This is a genomic window from Microbacterium sp. che218 (assembly GCF_040436305.1).
GTDB classification, from domain to species: Bacteria; Actinomycetota; Actinomycetes; order Actinomycetales; family Microbacteriaceae; genus Microbacterium; species Microbacterium algihabitans.
This window is the reverse complement of sequence record NZ_AP031501.1, coordinates 2,085,838-2,106,577: the sequence shown is the minus strand read 5'-3', so window position 1 is coordinate 2,106,577 and position 20,740 is coordinate 2,085,838. Positions and strand designations below refer to the sequence as shown.

The window sequence follows — 20,740 nt, the reverse complement described above, 5'->3', positions numbered from 1 at the left end:
CGCATGGCACGCCGACATGCGCATCAGAAGCAGTGCAAGGATGACCGCATGATCGAGTTCCGCGACGCGCGCCCCGAAGATCTCGACGACATGGTCGAGGTGCAGAACGCCATCCACCGGGCGGGGCTGCGTGCGTGGGCGGTCGACGCCGACTTCGTGCGCGAGCGCTATCTCGACGACGCCGAGCACACGATCGTCCTCACGGTGGCGGTGCGCGACGGGGTGGTGATCGGCTTCCAGTCGCTCAAGCGCGCGTGGGCGGGAAACCCGTACGGCGTGGAGGAGGGCTGGGGCATCATCGGCACCCACATCCACCCCGACATGGGGCGCAGCGGCATCGGCCGGAGTCTGTTCGCGCGGTCGGTCGCCGCGGCGCAGGACGCCGGACTCCGTCACATCGACGCCACGATCGGCGCCGACAATGCCCCCGGTCTCGCCTATTACGTCGCGATGGGCTTCGTGCCGTATCGCGAGGGCGACGGCGACAGCGGCATTCCGCACCGGTTCGACCTCTGACGCGTGGGCGGTGTCGGCGGCCGCGCCTACGCTGAAGGCATGGTCTCGACAGTCCCCGCTCCGTTCGCGTGATCGACGTCGCCGAGCACCTCGCCGCGATCCTCGAGGCGGTCGTGCCGCTGGAATCCGAGCCGCGTGACGTCGCGGCCGCACGAGGCCGCGTGCTGCGGGCCGGGGTGCACGCCGCGGTCGATGTGCCGGGGTTCGACTGCTCCGCGATGGACGGCTTCGCCGTGCGGGCCGACGACATCACCCGGGTGCCGACGACTCTGCGGGTGGTCGCCGACCTGCCGGCCGGCGTCGACCTCGACCCGCCGATCGGGCCTGGGGACGCGGTGCGCATCATGACCGGAGCCCCCGTGCCCACCGACGCGACCGCCGTGGTGCCGTTCGAAGAGACCGCCGAGGGGCTCGAGGGCGGGCTCGGCCCGGTGACGGTGCTCACGGCCCCCCGCGGGCCCGGCGCGCACATCCGTCGACGCGGCTCCGACGTGCGGGCCGGATCACTCGTCGCCGCCGCCGGGGTGCGACTGACCGCGGGACGGGTCGGTGCGATCGCGGCATCCGGAGTCGGGACCGTCTCGGTCGCGCGCGCCGCGCGGGTGGCGATCGTTTCGACGGGATCCGAGCTGCGACCGGCGGGGACACCGCTGCGGCGCGGGCAGATCCCCGAGTCGAACAGCGTGCTCCTCGCGGGCCTCGCCGAAGAGGCGGGGGCCGAGGTGGTGCTGCGCACGAGCGTCGACGACAGCGGCGACGGGCCACGCCGCGCGATCGCCGCCGCCGAGGCCGCGGGGGCCGATGTCGTCGTGTTCTCGGGCGGGGTGAGCGCGGGGGCCTACGAGGTCGTGAAGAACACCCTCGGCGATCTCATGCGATTCGAGCCCGTGCGCATGCAGCCCGGAAAGCCGCAGGGCTTCGGTCGCTCGGCGGCGGGGACGCTGCTGTTCGGCCTGCCGGGCAACCCGGTCAGCGCGGCGGTGTCGTTCGAGCTCTTCGTGCGTCCCGCCCTTCGGGCGCTCGAGGGCGACAGTGAGCTCGGCCGTTCCCGTGCCGTGGTGCCGTTCGCCGTCGACTGGCGCGCACGGCCTGAGCGGGCGCAGTACGTTCCCGTGCGGATCGACCGGTCAGACCCCGCGCATCCGGTGGCAGAGCCCGTCGAGCGCGGCACGCGCGGCTTCGGTGACGCGAACGGCCTCGCCGTGATCCCCCCGAGCACGCGGGGGATCGCCGCGGCCGATCCGGTCGAGGTGCTGCTGTGGTGAGTGTCGATGCGATCCTGCTCGCCGGCGGACGCGCCTCACGGGTCGACGGGGCGACGAAGCCGCTGTTCGAGGTGAACGGCACGACCCTGCTGCACGCGGCGATCGCGGCCGTGCGGTCCCACGGTGCACAGCGGATCGTCGTGGCAGCACCGGTGCTCGCTGACGACCTCGACGTCGAGTGGGTGCGCGAAGACCCTCCCTTCGGCGGACCGGTCGCGGGCATCGTCGCCGCCCTCGCCCGCGTGCGCGCCGACGAGGTCTACGTGCTCGCGTGCGATCTGCCGACCGCTCGCGCCGCCGTCGATCTGCTGCCCGACGAGGTGACTCCGGATGCCGACGGCGCCTGCCTCGACGACGGGCGTCGGCAGTGGCTGATCGGTCGATACCGCACCGGGGCGCTGCGAGAGGCGGCATTCGCCCTGCCCGATGACGGGCGCGACGCCTCGATGCGCGCGCTGCTGGGCGGGCTGCTCGTCACCGCGATCACCGCGGACGAGTCCCTGACGCGCGACGTCGACACGTGGGACGATCTGACGCAGGCGCGGTCGTCGACCCGCCCGACGGCCCGAGGAGGAGTCATGACCGAATCTCGCACGCTGCCGCCCGAGGCGCTGAACGACTGGAGCGCCGCCCTGGCGGAGCGTTTCGATCTGGCCGAGGGTGACATCCCGATCTCGTTGATCCTCGATCTCGCGCGCGACGTCGCGAACGGGGTGGCCCGCCCGGCGGCACCGCTCAGCGCGTTCGTCGCGGGTCTGGTCGCCGGTCGAGCCGGCGGCTCACCCGCCGACACCGACGCCGCGGTCGCCGCGGTGGTGGAGATGGCCCGCGGGTGGGAGAACCGCTGAGCCGCGCGGCCTGAGGGGCTGGTCGTCGCGTGGTCGCGGGCCGAGAGGCCCTGGCTCGCCGGGGCTGCGGAGAGTCTGTTGGCGCTGGTCGGCGCCTCTCGACGAGGGTCAGGCGGCCCTCAGCACGTCGACCGCGAACCCCGGCGCGATCGCGGCCAGACGCGAGTCGTTCGTCCACAGCAGCGAGCACCCCTCCTCTTGCGCGACGGCGAGGTGCAGCGCATCTGCCGTTTGCAGGCCGGGATTGCGAGCTCTCAGACGTGCAGCGCGGACATAGGCGTCGGGCTCGATCGGCAACATCTCGAAACGATCGAAGACGCTCCACATGTGAAGCTGCGACTCGGCGCCTCGCTCGCGCATGGGTCCGACCATCGCTTCGAGCATCACGAGCGGGCTCGCCGCCAACGGGGCGTGAGCTGCAGCGAGAGCCTTGCGCGCGCGGTCGCCGACACTGTCGTCGCGCTCGGCCGCATAGATGACCAGGCAGCTGTCGACGTAAATCACGCCCCTGCCGCGCGATTCTCAGCAATGATCGCCTCGATCTCTTCGACCGGTCGCGCGAGCTCGGGCGTCAGGGGGTTCTCCTCCAACCACTTCGCGAAGGCGTTGCGCGGCCGCGGAGGCTGAGCGTCGATCGGAACGATCCGCGCGACCGGAACCCCGCGCCGCGCGATCGTGACCTCGACGCCGGACTCGGCCTCGGCGATCAGCTTCGAGAGGTTGTTGCGCGCCTCGAGCACGTTGTACATCATGGCGCCAGGCTAGCCAGGTTCCTGGCTAGGACGGAGAAAATTCACCCGTGGTCGTCCCGTCATGTCGTCGCCCGGGCCCTTCGACAGGCTCAGGGACCTCCCATCGGGGTGGCTGAACGTGTCGAAGCCGCGCCTCACGGCCCCACGTACTGCCCGTGGGGGCGCAGTCGCATCGCCGGCTCGGCGTACTCGGCGGTGATGTGCGCGGTCCACCCCGCGATGCGACCGAGCACGAAGATCGTGCTGGCGGCGTCGTCGGGCAGGCGCGCGGCCGACACCAGGGCCGCCAGAGCGAGGTCGACGTTGGGCCGGAGCCCCGTGCGGTCGATGACGACGGCCGAGAGGCGCTCCACGGCATCCATCGCCGAGGCCCCGTCGGGAAGCGCGGCGATCAGCGGGAACAGCGCGTCGGCGCGATCGTCGCCCTCGCGGTAGAGGGGATGACCGAAGCCCGGGATGCCGCTGCCCTCGCGCAGCGTCTCCGCGAGGGCGCGCTCGGGTTCCTGTCCGCGCCGCACGCGGGTGAGCAGGCGCGCGGTGCGCGTCGCCGCCGAGATGTGCAGCGGAGAGTCGGCCGCGCCGAGGGCCGCGCTGATCGCGGCGTACCCGTCCGCGCGCGCCGAGGCCGCGACTCGCGCGGCGAACGTCGACACGGCCAGGTCGTGGTCCATGAGCAGCACGAGCGCGGCGTCGACAGCGCTCAGGGTCGCGGCATCCGCCGATCCCCTCCAGCCGCTCACGAGCGAGCGCGCGAGGTCGACGTCGGGGGTCCCTCCCAGGGCGACCGGGAGACCGGTGATCAGCGTCCAGCCGATGCGGTGGGCGGTCGCGGCCGACGCGTCGTAGCGCAGCGGGTCGTCGGCCGCGAAGCCCGTCACCGCCGCGCGGAGGCGGTCCATCGCTCCGGCATGCAGGGGGAGAGCCTCGACCATGGCGCGGGCGCTGCCGATCGCCGGGTCGGGGGCATCGACCCGCTCCACGCCCCACAACCATGCGACGGCCTCGGCGAACGGGGTGCCGATCAGGTCGCGGGCACGGCGACCGCGGTACAGCAGCTCGCCGTCTTCGATGTCGGCGATCTGCGTCTGCACCACCCCCAGCGGCATGCCGGTCGTCGGGTGCGTCGGCGTCCGAGCGGGCGTGCGCAGACGCGCCGCGGCGAAGGCCTCGACCTCGAGCGCGTCGAAGCTCGAGCCGTGCGCGTCGCGCTCGCGGGTCAGCAGTCCGCGCGAGACGTAGGCGTAGACGGTCTCGGCTTTCACGCCGAGGCGGGCGGCGACCTGCGCGGCGGTCAGGCGGGGGAGGGTCATATTGATCCGATCAACGTTGACGCTGTGACCGTCAGGTTCGCACACTGAGCCCATGAGCGACCTGATCGATGTGCCCCGCGGCCTCAACGGCGTCGTCGCGGCCGAAACGACCATCAGCGACGTCAACGGCGAGGAGGGCTGGTACCACTACCGCGGTCACGCGGCCGTCGACCTCGCTCGGTCGCACTCGTTCGAAGACGTCTGGCATCTGCTGGTGGTCGGAGAGCTTCCGGATGCCACGGCCCGAGCCTCCTTCGCCGCTCGCGTGACCGCGGCGCAGGGCCATCCCCGACTCCCCGAGCTGATCTCCGCCGTCGCTGCGCGCACCGACCAGCCGCTCGCGGCGCTGCGCGCGGTGTGGACGCTCGCGGCATCCGCCCGCTCGTCGAAACCGCTGTACGACCTCGACCCCGCCGACCGGCTCGACGAGGCGATCGCGTTCGCGGCCATGGCGTCGCTCGCCCTCGCCCCGGGCGACGCATCGACCGGGCGGGGGATCGTGGCGGACTACCTCGCGCGGGTCACCGGGCACGACCCCGACGAGCGGCACGTGCGCGCCCTGTCGGCCTACCTGATCGCGGCGATGGACCACGGCTTCAACGCCTCGACCTTCACGGCCCGGGTCATCGCGTCGACCGGGGCCGACATGGCGTCGTGCCTCACCGGCGCCCTCGGCGCCCTGTCGGGACCGCTGCACGGGGGAGCCCCGGCCCGCGCGCTCGACGGCCTCGACCGTGCCGGCGATGACCCGGCGGCATGGATCGCGGGGGAGCTGCAGGCAGGGCGGCGCCTCATGGGCTTCGGTCACGCGGTGTACCGCACGAGCGACCCGCGGTCCGAGCTGCTGCGCGGTGTCGCCGAGCAGTTCGGCGGCCCGCGCGTGGCCCAGGCTCTCGCGTTCCAGGTCGAGGCCGAGCGGCAGCTCGCGGCGCGGCATCCGGAACGCCCTCTGCACGCCAACGTCGAGTTCTATGCGGCGGTGGTCATGGAGGACTGCGGCATTCCGCGCGAGATGTTCACGCCGACCTTCGCCCTGGCCCGCACGATCGGCTGGAGCGCGCACGTGCTCGAGCAGGCGGCCGACCCGAAGATCATCCGCCCCGCCGCGCGGTACGTGGGGCGGCCGTTCGCGGGGTGATCCGGGGTCGTCGGCCCGGGCCGGGTGCCGTCGTGCGGATGCCGCGGGCGACGCGCCGCGAGAACGGGCGGGCGGGGCGGCGTGTCGAGGTCGGGGTCCGCAGGACGGCGGCGGACCGCCGGCCCGGACGATCGGTCGGATGCCGCGGACGAACGGTCGGGCGCCCCCTCCCGCGCCGGACGAGCATCGGAGCATGACCACCACCGCTCCCGTTCCCACCCCCGTCGCGGGGGTCCCCGTGATGCGTTACGGCGGACTCGTCGTCGTGATGCTGCTGAGCTTCCTGCTCGTCACGGCCGAGTTCCTCCCCAACGGCGTGCTCACCGAGATGGCCGCCGCCCTCGGCGTGACGCCCGGGCAGGCGGGCCAGACCGTCACCGTCACCGCTCTCGCCGGCCTCCTGTTCGCCCCGACCGTGGGGCTGTTGCTGCCGCGGCTCGATCGCCGCTCGCTCCTGGTCGCCGCGGCGGCGTCGGCCGCGATCTCGAGCCTCGTGGTCGCGATCGCCCCGAGTCTTCCCGCGATCCTGATCGCGCGCTTCTTGCTGGGCGCCGCCATCAGCGCGTTCTGGTCCATGTCGATCACCGTGGCCGCGCGCCTGTCGAGCCCCGACCGCATCGGACGGGCGATGATGTTCGGCTCGGCGGGCCTGTCGCTGGCCACGGTGGCGGGCGTGCCGATCGGAGTCGCCCTCAGCGAGGCCCTCGACTGGAGACTGGCCTTCCTGCTGATCGCCGTCGCCACGGCCCTCGTCGGCATGGCCGTGCGGGTCGTGCTGCCGCCCGTGCCGCCGGCGGCGGCGTCGAGCCTGCGCATCCTGGGCGACACCCTGCGCCGGTCCGGCGTCTTGGGCGGCATGGCGGGTCACGTGCTCGTCGTGCTCGGCCACTTCCTCGCCTACACGTACGTGCGGCTCTCGCTCGAGCGCATCCCCGACGTCACCGCCGGCACGATCGTGCTGCTGCTCGCCCTCTTCGGCGTCGGCGGGTTCGTCGGCAACATCGCCGTGGGCATGATCGTCGACCGGGCGTTCGCCCGCCTCGCGGTCATCGGGCCTCTCGCCATCGCGCTGGCGATCGCGGCGGTCGCCCTTCTGCCCGGAGCCTTCGCCGCGGTGGCCGCGGCGGTGCTGGTGTGGGGCTTCTTCTTCTCGTCGTGGCTGATCATCGTGAACACCTGGGTGGGGCACTTCATGCCCGACCGTCTCGAGGCGGGCGGTAGCCTCGTCGTCACCGGTTTTCAGCTGGCGATCACCATCGCGGCGGGCGCCGGCGGCATCCTCGTCGATGCCGCAGGGGTGTTCGCGGCGGATGCCATCGGCATCGCGCTCCTGATCATCGGGGCCGTGCTGTTCGGGCTCTCCCTGCGCTCACGCCGACCCGCCCGCGTCTGAACAGAGGCGAGCGGCTCAGCGCACCTCCCCGCGGAGGTCATCGATGGGCCGCTCGCCCGTTCGACGAGGGGGTCGTCGGCTGCGACCGATGGTCCGGGGTCAGACGGTCAGCGGTCGCCGGGCGGTGCGCCAGGCCGAGGGGGCGACACCGGTGTGGCGGCGGAACGCGCGCCGGAAGCCTTCATCCGAGCCGTAGCCGAGCGATCGCGACGTCTCCGACACCGAGGTGCCGGCGTCGAGGAGCTCCTTCGCCCGGCGCATGCGCACCTCGGTCACGTACGAGGCGGGCGAGGTGCCGAACACCTCGCGGAAGCGCGCGGCGAACACCGACCGCGACATCGCACCGAGCGCTGCGAGCTGGTCGAGGGTCCACTCGTGCCCGGGATCGTCGGCGACGGCCGCGACCACACGGGTGAGGAAGGGGTCGTCGGTGAGCGGCGGCCACGACGCCTCGCGCTGGGTCGAGGCCCACGTGCGCAGAGCAGACAGCAGCACCGTCGTGACCATGAGTCGGCAGATCGTCTCATCGCCCTGGCGACCGGTGCCCGGCTTCGGCAGACCCAGATGAGCGGCGAGTCCGGCGGCGGCCGGCTCGGCGCCGGCGAAACCGCTGACGAAGATCAGGGGCGGAAGAGCGCGCGTGTCGAAGGTGGGGACGACCTCGAGCGGCACCACCGTCACCTCGGCGCCCGACTGCGACGACACGGCGACGGCGTGGCAGCCGAGCGAGATCAGCGCGTCACCGGCGAGAAGGGTGCGGCCCCCGTCGAGAGTGGCCGCCTCGCCGGAGGCGGCATCGACCGTGCAGGCCGCACGCGCGCCGGTGCGTCCGGTGATCTCGCCTTCGCGCAGGTAGACGATCGCCGCCTCGCCGCGTTTCAGCGACAGGGTGCCGCCCGCGGCGAGCGTCTGCCGCCACGCGTGACCCGGCCGCACGTCGATGCTCGACAGGGCGCGTTCCAGAGCGGCATCCGGCGTCATGAGAGCGAGAACCGCTGCGCGGCAGGCGGTATTCCGCTCAGCTCAGCAGTTCGAGTCCGCTGAAGAACCCGATCGAGATCGACAGCAGCCCCGCGGCGACCCCCGCGATGAAGCCCGCCGCGGCGAGTTCACGGGCCATGCGGGCATTCAGGCTCAGGATGCCGCAGACGAACGACACCAGCGCGAGCACCCACATGCCGATCTGGATCCACGCCAGGTTCTCGAGGTGGGCGATCGCGCTCGCCGTCACGAGGAACAGGTACCAGGCGATCACGATCACGCCGGTGACGAGGGCGATGATCGACACCACCCGCAGGTCGCCCTTGGGCGTCGGCGGAGCGGGGGGCTCGTCGCGCGGCGGAACGTGGATCGCCGGTTCGAGCGAATCGGGGAGGTCCTCGTCTGCCATGTGCTGATCCTCCCAGGTCGCGGGCCGATTCAGCGTCGTCTTGACGGGCCGCCCCCGTCGGGCCCGGCCTAGGCTCGATGCGATGAGAACCGTCGGAGTGGACCTCGCCGCGGCCGCGCCCGGAACCGCGCTCGCCGAGATCGCCTGGACGGGCGGCGCGGCCCGGCTCGAGCGCCTCGAGATCGGCATGACGGATGCCGACATCGTGGCATCCGTCGCCTCGGGCGAGGTGTGGCTCGGGGTCGACTGCCCGCTGGGCTGGCCCGACGCCTTCGTCGACTTCGTCGGGGCCCACCACGCCGACGCGGAGCCGGAGCTCGGCCCCGTCGAGGGCGGCGCGGACTGGCGCCGGAAGCTCGTCTACCGCCACACGGACCACGTCGTGCGCGAGCGCATCGGCCGCTGGCCGCTGAGCGTCTCGACCGACCGGCTGGGCGTGACGGCGCTGCGCGGCGCGGGGCTGCTGCGGCGCCTCGCGGCGGTCGGCTTCCCGGTCGACCGGGCGGGGGAGGGGCGCCTGTTCGAGGTGTACCCCGGCGGATCGCTGCGCCGGTGGGGCTTCGACACCTCCGGTTACCGGGTGGATGCCGCGCGGCGCGCGATCCTCCTCGACACGCTGCGCGAACGCGCGCCCTGGCTCGACATCCGTGGGTTCGCCCCGCTCGCGATCGCGAAAGCCGATGCTTTCGACGCGCTCATCGCCGCTCTCGCCACCCGCGCGGGAGCGCTCGGGTCGTTCGAGAAGCCGGCATCCGACATGCTTTCCGTCGCGCGCCGCGAGGGCTGGGTCGTACTGCCGGACGGGCCTCTCGAGGCGCTGCCCGAGTCGTAGGCTGACCAGGTGTTCGGGGACCGCGGGGCCAAGGGAGCCGAGAAGCGCGTGCAGCGCTTTCTCACTGATTACGACACGCAGTGGCGCGCGGCGGCGCCGGCGTTCGACGATCGGGCGACGCGCCGTGACGCGTTCGGCGTGTGGCGCGAGCTGGTGGCTCCGCTGCAGCGCGATCACCTCACGGGCGAACGCGTCGCGCTCGACTCGTCGTTCGGGACACCGCCCGGATACGGCGTGGCCGTCGAGAAGATCGTGCGCTCCGAGGTCGAGGGGGAGCGCGCGTACGTGCTGACCGAGATGATCGAGTCGCAGACCCGCGAGAAGCACGAGTACGTGCTCGAACGCGTCGGGCGGGAGTGGCGGATCAGCGCGATCGAGCAGCACTTCGACGACCCGCGTCTGCCGTTCGTCGACGCCGAGCAGGTGCTCTCGATCGCGGCCCAGGCGTCGCCCGATGCGCCCCTGGGCGTGGCACCCGACGAACAGCGGACCCTCGACGAGGTGCGCAACTTCACCGAGCGGACGGTCGTGCACAAGCGATCCGGCGAGAGCTCCGAGGTGCGCGTCTCACCCGCGGGAATCCTCGTCACCACCTCCGGCGTCCTCGCCGTGTGCGACCTCGGCTACGACAACGACGACGCGCGTCCGCTCGCGCGCAGCGTGCCGCCGGGCACCTATCCCGTCGAGAGGGTGACGGGCTTCGGTCGCAACGCCGCCCTGCGCGTGCTCTTCAGCGAGCGGATGCCGACGACCTGGCATCCGGCGGCCCTCGTCTCCGGCCCGGGACACGTCATCGGCGTCGACGCGGGCTCGGCGTGCATCGTCGACTACGTCGCGTACGCGCAGATGACCCGGCGGGCGAAGGCCGAGGCGTTCAGCGCCTTCATGTACGCCCCCTCGCCGAGCGTGCAGCAGGTAGCGCTCGGAGGGTCCGACGAGGGGATCGTCGCGGAGTCGGGCTACGGCGACGGCAGCTACCCGGTGTACTGGGGGCTCGATGAGACGGGCGCTGTCGCGCAGCTCGTCGTCGACTTCATGGTGCTGGTGACCGAAGACGACGAGGGCAATCTGCGGCACCTGTGACGGGCACCTCTTGCGCGCCCCGCCACGCCGCGCTAACGTGCAACCAAATGGTTGAACAACAGAGCGACGCCGACATCGACCGGGTGTTCCACGCCCTCGCCGATGCCACGCGGCGCGACATCGTGCGGCGCACGCTCGTCTCCGAGCAATCGGTGACGCAGCTCGCGGCGGCCTACGCGATGTCGTTCGCCGCGGTGTCGAAGCACATCGCCGTGCTCGCCGAGGCGCGGCTGATCACCAAACGTGCGGAGGGGAGGGTGCGACTCGTGCGTGCCGATCCCGCCGCCCTTGCCCGGGCGCAAGAACTGCTGCGCTCGTACGAAGACCTGTGGCGCGGTCGCATCGATCGGCTCGACGCCCTGCTGAGCGAACCCGAACTCACCCCGAACGAGAGTTAGACGAAGGAGTCCGCCATGCCCGTCACATCCGTCGACAGCGACGCCGAAGCGCTGACCATGACCCTGGTCGCCGACTTCGCGGCCGGTCCCGAGCGCCTCTGGCAGGTGTTCACCGACCCACGTCAGCTCGAGCGCTTCTGGGGTCCTCCCGGCTGGCCGGCCACCTTCTCCACCTTCGACTTCGAGCGTGGAGGCCGGGCGCGGTACGCGATGGCTAGCCCGACCGGAGAGATCGCGCGGGGCAGCTGGGAGTTCATCGACATCGACGAGCCCCGCGGCTTCGAGGTGGTCGATTCGTTCGTCGACGAGAACGGCGACGCGATCCCCGGCATGCCGGCCATGCGCATGACCTTCGCCTTCGATCAGACCGATGCCGGCTCGCGCCTGACGAACGTGACGTACTTCGACTCGCTCGAGGGCCTCGAGCAGGTGCTCGCCATGGGCGCGGTCGAAGGATCCACCCTCGCCATCAACCAGCTCGATGCCGTGCTGCAAGGGCTCCGGGAGTTCGCGCAGGGCACGGGGACGCAGCTCGAGATCCTCGATGACCAGCACGTGCGCATCACGCGGCTCATCGAGGGTCCGCGCGAGCTCGTCTGGCGCGCGCACGTCGACCCCGACCTCATGCGGCAGTGGATGCTCGGCCCCGACGGCTGGCGCATGAGCGTCGCCGAAGTCGACGTGTCGGTCGGCGGCGACTACCGCATCGCGTGGGAGCCCGAACCGGGCACCGAGGGAGAGGGCTTCGGCTTCGACGGCACGACACTGCTGATCGACGAGCCCCGGCGCATCGTGCAGACCGAGCACATGACCGGCACCGACTTCCCCTCGACCACGAACGACCTGTCGTTCTACGAAGAGGACGGCGCCACGCTCGTCACCCTGCTGATCGAGTATCCCGACGCCGCCACCCGCGACACCGTGCTCGCCACCGGCATGGTCGACGGCATGGAGCAGAGCTTCGAGCGGATGGAGCGCGTCGTCTTGGCGTGAAGCGCGACGGATGCCGTGGCCCGGGGTCGCGGCATCCGCTCGGGGTGACTGAGGCGTCCGGCGCAGCCGGGCTCAGGCCGCGGGAGCCGCGCGGCGCACGGCTTCGCGGATGCGCTTCTCGACCTCGGCCGTCACCTCGGCGATCGCGAACGACACCGGCCACATCGGTCCGTCGTCGAGCTGCGCGGTGTCGTCGAAGCTGACGGTGCCGTACCGCGTCTTGAACTTCGACGCCGGCTGGTAGAACACGACGACCTTGCCGTCTTTCGCGTAGGCGGGGAAGCCGTAGTACGTCTTGGGCGTGAGGTGCGCGGCCTCTTCGAGCACGATCACGTGCAGGCGTTCGGCCATCGCGCGGTCCACGCCCTCGAGCTTGTCGATCGCCTCGAGGCAGGCTTCGTTCTCCTTTTCGAGCTTCGCCGCGCCCTTCAGGCCCTTCGTGGCCGTGAGCTCTTCGGCGCGCTGCTTCATCGCCGCGCGTTCTTCGTCGCTGAATCCTGCTCCACCGGTGGCCATCGCATCCGCCCTCTCGTGCTCTGACGGAAGGCTAGCGCGCCTCGGGCCGCGCGTATCCTCCGCGATCCGCGCATTCTCAGCCCGGATCGGCGGATGCCGACGGCGCTTGTGCGTGTCGCTGAGGTTGTGCCGCGGGCACCGGCGACCTCAGGCCTGCCGCAGTCCCTCTTCGAGCGCGACCCACGCGAGCATCGCGCACTTCACGCGGGCCGTGTACTTCGACACCCCCGACAGGGCGGCGGCGTCGGCGAAGGTCTCCTCGTCGAGGGGGATCTTGCCGCGCGAGCGCAGCGCTTCGCGGAACTGCGCGATCAGCGCCTCGACGTCGGTCTTCGTCATGCCCTCGTCGCCGCCGTCTTCCTGCAGCAGGGCGACCAGCATCGACGCGGACGACTGCGAGATCGAGCAGCCCGCGCCTTCCCAGGTGACGGATGCCACGCGGTCGCCCTCGACGTCGACGCGCAGGGTGATCTCGTCGCCGCAGATCGGGTTGCGCTGGTGCACGGTCGCGCTGTGCGCCCCGGGTTCGGCCAGGCCGAAACCCCGACGGTTCTTCGCGTGGTCGAGGATGAGCTCCTGATAGAGCGACTCGAGCCCGCTCATGCCGCGGCCCCCACGCCGAAGAAGCCGCGCACGCCCGAGACGGCATCGAGCAAGGTGTCGATCTCGTCCTCCGTGGTGTGGATCGCGGCGCTCGCGCGCACCGACGCCGTCATGCCGAATCGGCGGTGCAGCGGCTGCGCGCAATGGTGGCCGACGCGCACGGCCACGCCGCGCGCGTCGAGGAACTGACCCACATCGTGCGCGTGCACGCCCTGCACCTCGAAGGCCTGCAGGGCGACGCGCTCGGCGGCATCCGTGTCTCCGAGAAGGCGGATGCCGTCGATCGAGCGGAGCCCCTCGCGCAGGCGCTTCTCGAGCGCGGCCTCGTGCGCGTGCGCGGCGTCGAGGTCGTGCTCGCCGAGCCAGCGCACGGCGGCGGCGAGGCCGACGGCCTGCGACACTGGCTGCGTGCCGGGTTCGAAGCGCTGCGGCGGGGGCAGGTACTCGGCCCGGTCGAGGGTGACGGTGGTGATCATCGACCCGCCGGTGGTGAACGGCGGCAGTGCCTCGAGCACCTCGTCGCGGCCCCAGAGCGCCCCGATGCCGTAGGGCCCGTAGACCTTGTGGCCCGAGAAGACGGCGAGGTCGACTCCGGATGCCGGCAGGTCGAGGCGCAGATGAGGTGCCGACTGGCACGCGTCGAGCACGGTCAGCGCGCCGACGCCGCGAGCGAGGGTGACGAGCTTCGCGACGGGGTTCACGATGCCGAGCACGTTCGACACGTGCGGGAAGGCGACGACCTTGGTGCGCTCGCCGATGAGCTCGGCCGCAGCGTGCAGGTCGAGCATGCCGTCTTCGCGCACGGGGATATGGCGCAGGCGCGCACCGGTGCGGGCGGCGAGCTCCTGCCAGGGGATGAGGTTGGCGTGGTGCTCGGCCTCGGTCACGACGATCTCGTCGCCCTCGCGGATCTGCAGGTCGCCGCGGTAGCCGAGAGACCCGGCGACGAGGTTGAGCCCGGCCGTCGCGCCGCTCGTCCACACGAGCTGCTCGGCCTCGGCGCCGACGAACTCGGCGACGGTGACGCGTGCGTCTTCGAAGAGTTCGGTGGCCTCGGCCGCGAGGGTGTGGGCGCCGCGGTGCACGGCGGAGTTCGCCTGCTCGAGGAACTCGCGTTCGGCCTCGAGCACCACGCGCGGCTTCTGGCTGGTGGCGCCCGAGTCGAGGTAAACGAGGGGCCGACCGTCGATCTCGGTCTCGAGGATCGGGAAGTCGGCGCGCACGGCGGCGACGTCGAAGGGGAGGCTCACCCCTCCAGGCTACGTCGCGCCGAGTGGGTGGGTGCCGTGCGGTCTCAGGGGCGAGCGGGTCGGGTCGATCGAGGCGACCCCCATAATCGACAGATGACCGCCACGCTCCCCTCCCTCGACGGCCGCAGATTCCGCATGGTCTCGTCGACCACCTCCGCCGTCGATCCCGAGGCCCCCAGCATCTTCGAGTACTTCGAGCGCGACGGGGCGATCTGGGGAGGGTACGAGGGAGACACCGTGACCTTCGGCAAGTTCGTGGGCACGCGCACCGCCGACAAGATCTGGGTGTCGTTCGTGCACGTGCTGGTCGCCGACGGCACCGTGGTCGCGGGAGACGGCGAGAGCGACCTCGAGCTGACCGAGGCCGGCGGCATCCGCCTCGTCGAGCACTACGAGATGCACGGTGCGCCGCAGCTGAGCGTGTGCGAGGAGATCTCCGCCTGACTCAGCGGGGCGGCAGGGTGTCGCGGCCAGGGGTCGCGGGCGTCCACCTCGTCATGCCCAGCAAGGTGTTCGTGGCCGTCCGGTCGGGCAGATCGGCGGGCAGCAGGTAGGGGCGGCGGATGACCTCGTCGAGCACGACCACGCTGACCACCGTCCGCACCTCGGGCAGCTGCGCGATGACGCCCGTCGAGAACTCGTGCACGCCGCTGACGTCGACGGCGCGGATCAGCAGCATCGCGTCGTGCTCGCCCGTGGTGATCGCGCACCACTCCACGTCGGGCATCTCGACGACCCGGTCGCGGAACGAGGCCCAGGCCTGCGGCATGACCGTCACGAAGACCAGCGCGCCGATCGACAGCCCTGCGCGGGCATGGTCGACCTGCGCGCTGAAGCCCGTGATGACCCCCTCCTGCACGAGGGCCTCGACCCGCGTGTAGGCGTTGGCGCGTGAGATCCCGACCTTCTCCGCGAGCGCGGCTATCGAGATGCGACCGTTATCTCGCAGGACCGCGAGGATTTTGTACGCCGTATCGTCCAATGGCGTGACACTTCGTCCAGAATCCTTCGTAGGTTCCGCGACGTTGCTGGACATTCTGCTCCCAGTGGTTCATTGGCTGGACGGACCGACGCTGCCAGGTAACATCGCTGGACACATCGTCGCATAAGGTGCGAATCTAAACCCGGCCGTCCACTGAGGTGGCGGCCGTTCCCGAATGTACTCCTCGGCTCCGGAGGCCTCTATGTCGTCACGTCGCACCACGTCGGTTCTCGCGATCGGAGCGGTGGCGCTCCTCGCGCTCGCCGGCTGCACCGGAGGCAACTCGGCGAACAACGGCAACTCGTCAGACAGCGCTCAGTCGCTCGTCATCGACACCGCTTTCTCCATCGAGACGACCGACCCGGGCCACACCTACGACCCCACCGGCAACATGATCGCCAAGGCGATGTACGAGACCCTCGTCGATTTCGACGGCTCCGATGTGTCGACCCCCCAGCCCGGCCTCGCGTCCTGGACGCAGAACGACGCGGCGACGGAGTTCACCTTCACGCTCGAGGGCGACCGCGTCTTCTCCGACGGCTCGCCCATCGAGGCGAAGGACGTCGTGTTCAGCCTCCAGCGCATCCAGGGCATGGCCGAGGCGAAGCCGAACTTCCTGCTCGGTGGCATCACCATCGCCGAGGTCGACGACAAGACGATCTCGTTCACGTCCGCGACCCCGCTGCTGCAGCTGCCCGCGATCCTCGCGAACCCGGCGCTCGGCATCGTCAACTCCGACGTGGTGAAGGAGAACGGCGGCAACACCGACGGCTCCGACTCGGCGCAGAAGTACCTCGACGGCGCGTCCGCCGGCTCCGGCCCGTTCGTGCTCGACACCCTCGACCTGTCGTCGCAGGTCGTGCTCACCCGCAACGACGCCTACAACGGCGACGAGAAGTCGGACTTCTCGCGGGTCGTGGTGCGCAACGTCACCGAGAGCGCCACGCAGCTGGCCAACCTCAAGGGCGGCGACTCGATGGTCGCGATGGACCTCAACGGCGACCAGGTCTCGGGCCTCGGCGACGGTCTGACGGTCGACTCGGTCCCCTCGGGCCAGACGATCTTCCTGCTGCTCAACCAGTCGCCCGCCGTGGCCGGCGACCTGGCGAACGTCAAGCTCGCCGAGGCGATCCGCTACGCCCTCGACTACGACAAGCTGCTCGAGCTCGCCGGTGCCGGCGCCAAGCAGGCCACGGGCGTCATCCCGCTCGGATTCGAGGGAGCGCTCGAGTCGGGCGTCAGCCAGGACCTCGCCAAGAGCAAGGCGGCGCTCGCCGAGGCCGGCTACACCGGCCAGACCCTGCGTCTGCAGTTCCCGAACGACTACCCCGTCGGCGGCGTGGAGTTCACCCCTCTCGCCGAGCGCGTGCAGTCGCAGCTCAAGGACGCCGGCATCACGGTCGAGCTCGCGCCCGCGCCCTTCGCCACCGAACTCGACGCCTACGTGGGCGGCACCGAGGGCTTCGGCCTGTGGTTCTGGGGTCCCGACTACGCCGACTCCGCCAACTTCCTTCCCTTCGGCCCCGGCCTGAAGGTGGGCCTGCGCTCCGGCTGGACCGCCGAGGCCAACCCGACGATCGCGAAGATCGCCGCGGATGCCGCATCGGCCACCGACCCGACCGCTCGCACGGCCGCCTTCAGCGACTTCGCCGAAGCCATGCAGACCGAGGGGCCGTTCGTGCCGCTGATCATCCCAGGCCGCAACATCGCCTCGGCGAACGCCGTCACGGGTGCCGTGTACAACTCGGTCTGGGAGATGGACATCGCCGAGATCGCGCCGGCCGGCTGAGCGGTCCCCTCATGACGACAGTGCCCGTGCGCAGCGGGACGCGGAGACGCCGATCGCCCCTGGTCGGCTACCTCCTGCGTCGCGCGGGAACCTCCCTCCTCCTGTTGGTGGGCGTGACCGTCGTCACGTTCGCGCTCACCAACCTGGTGCCGGGCGATCCCGTGTCGGCGGCGCTGGGTGAGGGAGCCTCGCAGAACCCCGCGACCCGCGAGGCGTTCATCAAGGCCCAGGGACTCGACCAGCCGCTGTTCGTCCAGTACTTCATCTACATGGGCAATCTCCTGCGCGGAGACCTCGGCACCTCGCTGGTGACCGGTCGCCCGGTCACCAGCGACCTCGCCACGGCGGTCCCGGCGACGATCGAGATCGCTATCGGGGCGATCATCCTCAGCATGGTGGTGAGCATCGTGCTGGGAACCCTCGCCGCCTACCGCCGCGGGCTCGTCTCCGACCAGGTGATCCGCGTGGTCACCCTGGTCGGGCTGAGCGTGCCGACGTTCTGGCTGGCTCTGGTGAGCTTCTACGTCTTCTTCCTCGAGCTGCGCATCGCGCCGGGGTCGGGCCGCATCTCGCCCGCCATCACTCCGCCTCCGCGGGTGACCGGCCTCTACACGGTCGACTACCTGCTCAACGGCGATGGTGTGGGGTTCATCGATGCCCTCGCTCACCTCGCCTTGCCGGTGATGGTGCTCTCGCTGGTCACGATCGGGCTGCTCACCCGCTTCATCCGCACCTCGGTGCTCGAGGTGCTCGGGAGCGACTACGTCCGCGCCGCCCGCGCCAAGGGTCTGCCGGCGATGCGCATCATCGTCGACTACGTGCTCCGCGGTGCGTCGCTTCCCATCCTCACCGTCGTGGGTGTCGCGTTCGGGGCGCTGCTGTCGGGGACCGTGCTCGTCGAGTCGGTGTTCGCGTGGCCGGGGCTCGGCACCTACGCCTACAACTCGGCCGCGAACCTCGACCTGCCCGGAATCATGGGCGTGGGTCTCGTCGTCGGAGTCATCTACCTGCTCATCAACTTCATCGTCGACCTGCTGTACGGCGTGCTCGACCCCCGAGTGAGGATCGCATGAGCCACCTCGCCGCCGCGTCGAAGCGCGGGCGCTTCCGCTTCCGCTGGCCCCGCGCCTGGCGCACGCCCCTCGGCATCATCGGCACCGTCATCGCCGGCGCCTGGGTGATCGTCGCCTTCACCGCGCAATGGTGGGTGCCCTTCGGCCCCAACGACCAGGTGCTCCCGCGCCTGCAGGAGCCGGGCGTCGACACGCTGCTCGGCACCGACGGCAACGGGCGCGACATCTTCTCGCGCCTGATGACGGGCGCCACCGTCAGCCTCCCGCTCGCGCTCATGCTGGTGCTCGCCGCCCTGATCATCGGAACCGTGATCGGCGCCGTCGCCGGATACTTCGGCGGGTGGATCGATGAGACGCTCATGCGCATCACCGATCTGTTCATGGCCTTCCCGACCGTGATCCTGGCGATGGTGGTCGCCGCCTCGCTCGGACCGTCGCTGTTCAACGCCGTGATCGCCGCGATCGTGGTGTCGTGGCCGCAGTACTCCCGCGTCACCCGCAGCATCGTGCTGGGTCTGCGCGGACAGAACTACGTCATCGCCGGTCGACTGCTCGGGCACTCGCCGCTGCGCGCGCTGGCCGTCGACATCCTCCCCAACATCGCCGGCCCCGTGCTCGTGCTCGCGACCCTCGACATCGGCGCGGCGATCCTGCTGCTCTCGGGCCTGTCGTTCCTGGGCCTGGGTGCACAGCCGCCGACCGCGGAGTGGGGCTCGATGATCTCGGGTGCGATGCAGAACTTCGACGCATGGTGGCTCGGGGTGTTCCCCGGGCTGGCGATCCTCACGGTGGTGCTCGCGTTCAACTTCCTCGGCGATGCGATGCGCGACGTGCTCGACCCCACGGCCGAGATCACGCATGAGCGGCAGGCCGATCACCAGGCCTCGGCGGGGGTGCCCGCATGAGCTCCCTCTCGATCCGCGATCTGACGATCGACATCGGTCGCCCGCTCGTTCGCGGCGTCTCTCTCGAACTCGAGCCGGGCCGCATCCACGGCCTCGCCGGAGAGTCGGGTTCGGGCAAGACCCTGACCTCGCTCGCCGTGCTGGGACTTCTTCCCCGCCAGGCGCGGACGGGCGGTTCGATCCTGCTCGCCGGCGAGGAGATCTTCGGGCTCGGTCGTCGCGCGCTCAACCGCATCCGGGGCAAGCGCATCGCGATGATCTTCCAAGACCCCTCGGCGTCGCTGCATCCGCAGCTGCCGGTGGGCCGTCAGCTCACCGACCACCTGCGGGTGCACCTGGGCCTGAAGGGCAGAGCTGCGCGCGCGCGGGCCCAGGAACTGCTCGAGATCGTGCAGGTGCCCCGTGCGGCCGAGGCGCTGAGCCGCTACCCCCACCAGTTCTCGGGCGGCCAGCGTCAGCGCATCGCCATCGCCTGCGCCCTCGCCTGCGACCCCGAGGTGCTGCTGGCCGATGAGCCGACCACCGCCCTCGACGTGACGGTGCAGGCCGGCATCCTGCAGCTGCTGCGCGACCTCGCGACCGAGCGACGCCTCGCGGTGCTGCTGGTGACCCACGACCTGGGTGTGATGAGTGCGATCGCCGACGAGGTGGCCGTGATGAAGGACGGTCTGATCGTCGAGCGCGCCGATCGCGAGACCCTCTTCCGCGACCCGCAGCACGAGTACACGCGTGCTCTGCTGGCAGCTCTGCCGGGGTCGAAGATCGAGGCTCCCGACGCCGAGTGGGCGGATGCCGTGACGAAGGGCGAGATCGATGAGTGAGGCCGCCGTCCTCGACGCGCAGGGAGTCACCGTGCGCTACCCCGGCACGCCGCCGGTGGTCGCCGTCGACGAGGTGTCGTTGCGCGTCGCGCCCGGCGAGACCGTCGCGCTGGTGGGGGAGTCGGGCAGCGGCAAGTCAAGCTTCGCCCGCGCTGTCGTGGGGATCGAGAAGACCGCCGGCGGAACCGTTCTCTTCCAAGGCTCGCCGGTGGCACCGCTGGGTCTGCGTCGGCGCTCGAAGGCGCTGACGAGCATTCAGATGGTCTTCCAGGACCCCTCGACCTCGCTCAACCCGCGCCGGCGCGTGGGCGACCAGATCGCCGACGGCATCGCGACGGCCCGCGCCCGCGGGGCCGCCGGGTCGACGGTGGGCGAGTGGCTCGAACGAGTGGGCCTGCCGCCCGCCGTCGCCACGCGGTTTCCGCACCAGTTCTCGGGCGGGCAGAAGCAGCGCCTCGCGATCGCGCGCGCACTCGCCGCGCGTCCCTCGCTGCTCGTCGCCGATGAGCCGATCTCGGCCCTCGACGCCTCGACGCAGACGAGCGTGGCCGCGCTCATGCGCGATCTGGTCGCCGAGGCCGGGGCGGGCATGCTGTTCATCTCGCACGACCTCGCCGTGGTGCGGCGCATCGCCGACCGGACCCACGTGATGTTCGGCGGCCGAGTGCTGGAGTCGGGGCCGACCGCGGAGGTATGGGCGGCTCCGCGGCATCCGTACACCCGAGCTCTTCTCGCCGCGATCCCCGAGCCCGACGGCGAAGGCCGGATTCCGGTGGCGCCGTCGGTCGCAGATCGGGCGGTGTGGGCCGAGGTGCCCGCGGTCCTGCGATAGGAATCCGGCGCGGGGGAAGTACTTGCCAATACGGAAAGTACATGTCATGGT

The 20,740-nt window shown here is 71.3% G+C and carries 24 protein-coding genes; 15 read left to right on the top strand and 9 right to left on the bottom strand.

Annotated elements, in window-relative coordinates; all coding sequences use genetic code 11:
• Positions 1–48 precede the first annotated feature (48 nt).
• From ABXS86_RS09900 to ABXS86_RS09890, 3 genes are all read left to right on the top strand, one after another.
• Complete coding sequence (locus tag ABXS86_RS09900) at positions 49–516, top strand: GNAT family N-acetyltransferase (RefSeq protein WP_353664326.1); 468 nt, start codon at positions 49–51, stop codon at positions 514–516.
• A 68-nt stretch (positions 517–584) separates the two neighbouring features.
• Positions 585–1,781 (top strand): gephyrin-like molybdotransferase Glp, encoded by a 1,197-nt coding sequence (gene glp / locus ABXS86_RS09895; protein ID WP_353664325.1) that lies wholly within the window; start codon positions 585–587, stop codon positions 1,779–1,781.
• On the top strand, positions 1,775–2,629 hold the full coding sequence (locus tag ABXS86_RS09890; RefSeq protein WP_353664324.1) for an NTP transferase domain-containing protein: 855 nt from the start codon (positions 1,775–1,777) through the stop codon (positions 2,627–2,629). Before glp ends, ABXS86_RS09890 begins: the two co-directional genes overlap by 7 nt.
• Before the next feature lie 108 nt (positions 2,630–2,737).
• On the opposite strand, the gene ABXS86_RS09885 is transcribed toward ABXS86_RS09890, so the two are convergent.
• The 3 genes from ABXS86_RS09885 to ABXS86_RS09875 all read right to left on the bottom strand — a co-directional run bounded on the left by ABXS86_RS09885 (position 2,738) and on the right by ABXS86_RS09875 (position 4,691).
• Positions 2,738–3,133: a type II toxin-antitoxin system VapC family toxin gene (locus ABXS86_RS09885; RefSeq protein WP_307207716.1), complete on the bottom strand. Its 396-nt coding sequence runs from the start codon at positions 3,131–3,133 to the stop codon at positions 2,738–2,740.
• Positions 3,130–3,381, bottom strand: a complete 252-nt coding sequence (locus ABXS86_RS09880; RefSeq protein WP_307207718.1) for a type II toxin-antitoxin system Phd/YefM family antitoxin — start codon at positions 3,379–3,381, stop codon at positions 3,130–3,132. Before ABXS86_RS09880 ends, ABXS86_RS09885 begins: the two co-directional genes overlap by 4 nt.
• Before the next feature lie 134 nt (positions 3,382–3,515).
• The gene (locus ABXS86_RS09875; protein WP_353664323.1) at positions 3,516–4,691 is read right to left on the bottom strand and encodes a citrate/2-methylcitrate synthase; all 1,176 of its coding nucleotides are present in this window, start codon (positions 4,689–4,691) and stop codon (positions 3,516–3,518) included.
• Between the two features lie 52 nt (positions 4,692–4,743).
• On the opposite strand from ABXS86_RS09875, the gene ABXS86_RS09870 reads away from it, so the two are divergent.
• Positions 4,744–5,829 carry a citrate/2-methylcitrate synthase gene (locus ABXS86_RS09870; RefSeq protein ID WP_353664322.1) on the top strand — a complete coding sequence of 362 codons (1,086 nt, stop codon included), beginning with the start codon at positions 4,744–4,746 and terminating at the stop codon, positions 5,827–5,829.
• A 193-nt stretch (positions 5,830–6,022) separates the two neighbouring features.
• A complete protein-coding gene (locus ABXS86_RS09865; RefSeq protein WP_353664321.1) occupies positions 6,023–7,222 on the top strand; it encodes an MFS transporter in 1,200 nt (399 codons plus the stop codon).
• A 99-nt stretch (positions 7,223–7,321) separates the two neighbouring features.
• On the opposite strand, the gene ABXS86_RS09860 is transcribed toward ABXS86_RS09865, so the two are convergent.
• Together ABXS86_RS09860 and ABXS86_RS09855 are read right to left on the bottom strand one after the other, a co-directional pair.
• Entirely contained in the window at positions 7,322–8,203 is an 882-nt protein-coding gene (locus ABXS86_RS09860) for a helix-turn-helix transcriptional regulator (RefSeq protein WP_353664320.1), read from the bottom strand.
• 37 nt (positions 8,204–8,240) lie between these two features.
• On the bottom strand, positions 8,241–8,612 hold the full coding sequence (locus tag ABXS86_RS09855) for a hypothetical protein (protein ID WP_353664319.1): 372 nt from the start codon (positions 8,610–8,612) through the stop codon (positions 8,241–8,243).
• Positions 8,613–8,694: 82 nt separating this feature from the next.
• Here ABXS86_RS09855 and ABXS86_RS09850 point away from each other — a divergent pair, with 82 nt between their 5' ends.
• From ABXS86_RS09850 to ABXS86_RS09835, 4 genes are read left to right on the top strand one after another with little or no spacing between them, the layout of a single operon-like run.
• A complete protein-coding gene (locus ABXS86_RS09850) occupies positions 8,695–9,444 on the top strand; it encodes a DUF429 domain-containing protein (protein WP_353664318.1) in 750 nt (249 codons plus the stop codon).
• Between the two features lie 9 nt (positions 9,445–9,453).
• The gene (locus ABXS86_RS09845) at positions 9,454–10,527 is read left to right on the top strand and encodes a DUF4241 domain-containing protein (RefSeq protein WP_353664317.1); all 1,074 of its coding nucleotides are present in this window, start codon (positions 9,454–9,456) and stop codon (positions 10,525–10,527) included.
• A 47-nt stretch (positions 10,528–10,574) separates the two neighbouring features.
• Positions 10,575–10,925 carry an ArsR/SmtB family transcription factor gene (locus ABXS86_RS09840; RefSeq protein ID WP_353664316.1) on the top strand — a complete coding sequence of 117 codons (351 nt, stop codon included), beginning with the start codon at positions 10,575–10,577 and terminating at the stop codon, positions 10,923–10,925.
• 15 nt (positions 10,926–10,940) lie between these two features.
• Positions 10,941–11,918 (top strand): SRPBCC family protein, encoded by a 978-nt coding sequence (locus ABXS86_RS09835; protein ID WP_353664315.1) that lies wholly within the window; start codon positions 10,941–10,943, stop codon positions 11,916–11,918.
• Positions 11,919–11,990: 72 nt separating this feature from the next.
• Here the strand turns inward: ABXS86_RS09835 and ABXS86_RS09830 are convergent, their stop codons facing one another.
• From ABXS86_RS09830 to ABXS86_RS09820, 3 genes are all read right to left on the bottom strand, one after another.
• Positions 11,991–12,434 carry a hypothetical protein gene (locus tag ABXS86_RS09830; RefSeq protein ID WP_307207748.1) on the bottom strand — a complete coding sequence of 148 codons (444 nt, stop codon included), beginning with the start codon at positions 12,432–12,434 and terminating at the stop codon, positions 11,991–11,993.
• 147 nt (positions 12,435–12,581) lie between these two features.
• A complete protein-coding gene (gene sufU / locus ABXS86_RS09825; RefSeq protein ID WP_353664314.1) occupies positions 12,582–13,037 on the bottom strand; it encodes a Fe-S cluster assembly sulfur transfer protein SufU in 456 nt (151 codons plus the stop codon).
• Entirely contained in the window at positions 13,034–14,287 is a 1,254-nt protein-coding gene (locus ABXS86_RS09820) for an aminotransferase class V-fold PLP-dependent enzyme (protein ID WP_353664313.1), read from the bottom strand. Before ABXS86_RS09820 ends, sufU begins: the two co-directional genes overlap by 4 nt.
• Positions 14,288–14,380: 93 nt before the next feature.
• Between ABXS86_RS09820 and ABXS86_RS09815 the strand changes: the two genes are divergently transcribed.
• Positions 14,381–14,731 carry a hypothetical protein gene (locus ABXS86_RS09815; protein WP_353664312.1) on the top strand — a complete coding sequence of 117 codons (351 nt, stop codon included), beginning with the start codon at positions 14,381–14,383 and terminating at the stop codon, positions 14,729–14,731.
• Between the two features lies 1 nt (position 14,732).
• Here ABXS86_RS09815 and ABXS86_RS09810 read toward each other — a convergent pair whose 3' ends face one another.
• Entirely contained in the window at positions 14,733–15,269 is a 537-nt protein-coding gene (locus tag ABXS86_RS09810) for an Lrp/AsnC family transcriptional regulator (RefSeq protein ID WP_144830646.1), read from the bottom strand.
• A 202-nt stretch (positions 15,270–15,471) separates the two neighbouring features.
• Between ABXS86_RS09810 and ABXS86_RS09805 the strand changes: the two genes are divergently transcribed.
• The 5 genes from ABXS86_RS09805 to ABXS86_RS09785 are packed head-to-tail and all read left to right on the top strand — an operon-like array spanning position 15,472 to position 20,689.
• Complete coding sequence (locus ABXS86_RS09805) at positions 15,472–17,058, top strand: ABC transporter substrate-binding protein (RefSeq protein ID WP_353664311.1); 1,587 nt, start codon at positions 15,472–15,474, stop codon at positions 17,056–17,058.
• An 11-nt stretch (positions 17,059–17,069) separates the two neighbouring features.
• Positions 17,070–18,131 carry an ABC transporter permease gene (locus tag ABXS86_RS09800; protein ID WP_307207757.1) on the top strand — a complete coding sequence of 354 codons (1,062 nt, stop codon included), beginning with the start codon at positions 17,070–17,072 and terminating at the stop codon, positions 18,129–18,131.
• Positions 18,128–19,036 (top strand): ABC transporter permease, encoded by a 909-nt coding sequence (locus tag ABXS86_RS09795; protein WP_353664310.1) that lies wholly within the window; start codon positions 18,128–18,130, stop codon positions 19,034–19,036. The genes ABXS86_RS09800 and ABXS86_RS09795 overlap by 4 nt, the downstream gene beginning before the upstream one ends.
• Positions 19,033–19,857, top strand: coding sequence for an ABC transporter ATP-binding protein (locus tag ABXS86_RS09790; protein WP_353664309.1), 825 nt, complete (start codon positions 19,033–19,035; stop codon positions 19,855–19,857). The genes ABXS86_RS09795 and ABXS86_RS09790 overlap by 4 nt, the downstream gene beginning before the upstream one ends.
• On the top strand, positions 19,850–20,689 hold the full coding sequence (locus tag ABXS86_RS09785) for an ABC transporter ATP-binding protein (protein WP_353664308.1): 840 nt from the start codon (positions 19,850–19,852) through the stop codon (positions 20,687–20,689). Before ABXS86_RS09790 ends, ABXS86_RS09785 begins: the two co-directional genes overlap by 8 nt.
• Positions 20,690–20,740 lie beyond the last annotated feature (51 nt).

What these genes read in the sequence shown, in the direction of transcription:
- ABXS86_RS09840 (WP_353664316.1), top strand. Translation starts at nt 10,575, where the DNA reads ATGGTTGAACAACAGAGCGACGCCGACATCGACCGGGTGTTCCACGCC.
- ABXS86_RS09875 (WP_353664323.1), bottom strand. Translation starts at nt 4,691, where the DNA reads ATGACCCTCCCCCGCCTGACCGCCGCGCAGGTCGCCGCCCGCCTCGGC.
- ABXS86_RS09865 (WP_353664321.1), top strand. Translation starts at nt 6,023, where the DNA reads ATGACCACCACCGCTCCCGTTCCCACCCCCGTCGCGGGGGTCCCCGTG.
- ABXS86_RS09805 (WP_353664311.1), top strand. Translation starts at nt 15,472, where the DNA reads ATGTCGTCACGTCGCACCACGTCGGTTCTCGCGATCGGAGCGGTGGCG.
- ABXS86_RS09900 (WP_353664326.1), top strand. Translation starts at nt 49, where the DNA reads ATGATCGAGTTCCGCGACGCGCGCCCCGAAGATCTCGACGACATGGTC.
- ABXS86_RS09870 (WP_353664322.1), top strand. Translation starts at nt 4,744, where the DNA reads ATGAGCGACCTGATCGATGTGCCCCGCGGCCTCAACGGCGTCGTCGCG.
- ABXS86_RS09785 (WP_353664308.1), top strand. Translation starts at nt 19,850, where the DNA reads ATGAGTGAGGCCGCCGTCCTCGACGCGCAGGGAGTCACCGTGCGCTAC.
- ABXS86_RS09795 (WP_353664310.1), top strand. Translation starts at nt 18,128, where the DNA reads ATGAGCCACCTCGCCGCCGCGTCGAAGCGCGGGCGCTTCCGCTTCCGC.
- sufU (WP_353664314.1), bottom strand. Translation starts at nt 13,037, where the DNA reads ATGAGCGGGCTCGAGTCGCTCTATCAGGAGCTCATCCTCGACCACGCG.
- ABXS86_RS09815 (WP_353664312.1), top strand. Translation starts at nt 14,381, where the DNA reads ATGACCGCCACGCTCCCCTCCCTCGACGGCCGCAGATTCCGCATGGTC.
- ABXS86_RS09800 (WP_307207757.1), top strand. Translation starts at nt 17,070, where the DNA reads ATGACGACAGTGCCCGTGCGCAGCGGGACGCGGAGACGCCGATCGCCC.
- ABXS86_RS09855 (WP_353664319.1), bottom strand. Translation starts at nt 8,612, where the DNA reads ATGGCAGACGAGGACCTCCCCGATTCGCTCGAACCGGCGATCCACGTT.
- ABXS86_RS09835 (WP_353664315.1), top strand. Translation starts at nt 10,941, where the DNA reads ATGCCCGTCACATCCGTCGACAGCGACGCCGAAGCGCTGACCATGACC.
- ABXS86_RS09880 (WP_307207718.1), bottom strand. Translation starts at nt 3,381, where the DNA reads ATGATGTACAACGTGCTCGAGGCGCGCAACAACCTCTCGAAGCTGATC.
- ABXS86_RS09850 (WP_353664318.1), top strand. Translation starts at nt 8,695, where the DNA reads ATGAGAACCGTCGGAGTGGACCTCGCCGCGGCCGCGCCCGGAACCGCG.
- ABXS86_RS09860 (WP_353664320.1), bottom strand. Translation starts at nt 8,203, where the DNA reads ATGACGCCGGATGCCGCTCTGGAACGCGCCCTGTCGAGCATCGACGTG.
- ABXS86_RS09830 (WP_307207748.1), bottom strand. Translation starts at nt 12,434, where the DNA reads ATGGCCACCGGTGGAGCAGGATTCAGCGACGAAGAACGCGCGGCGATG.
- ABXS86_RS09790 (WP_353664309.1), top strand. Translation starts at nt 19,033, where the DNA reads ATGAGCTCCCTCTCGATCCGCGATCTGACGATCGACATCGGTCGCCCG.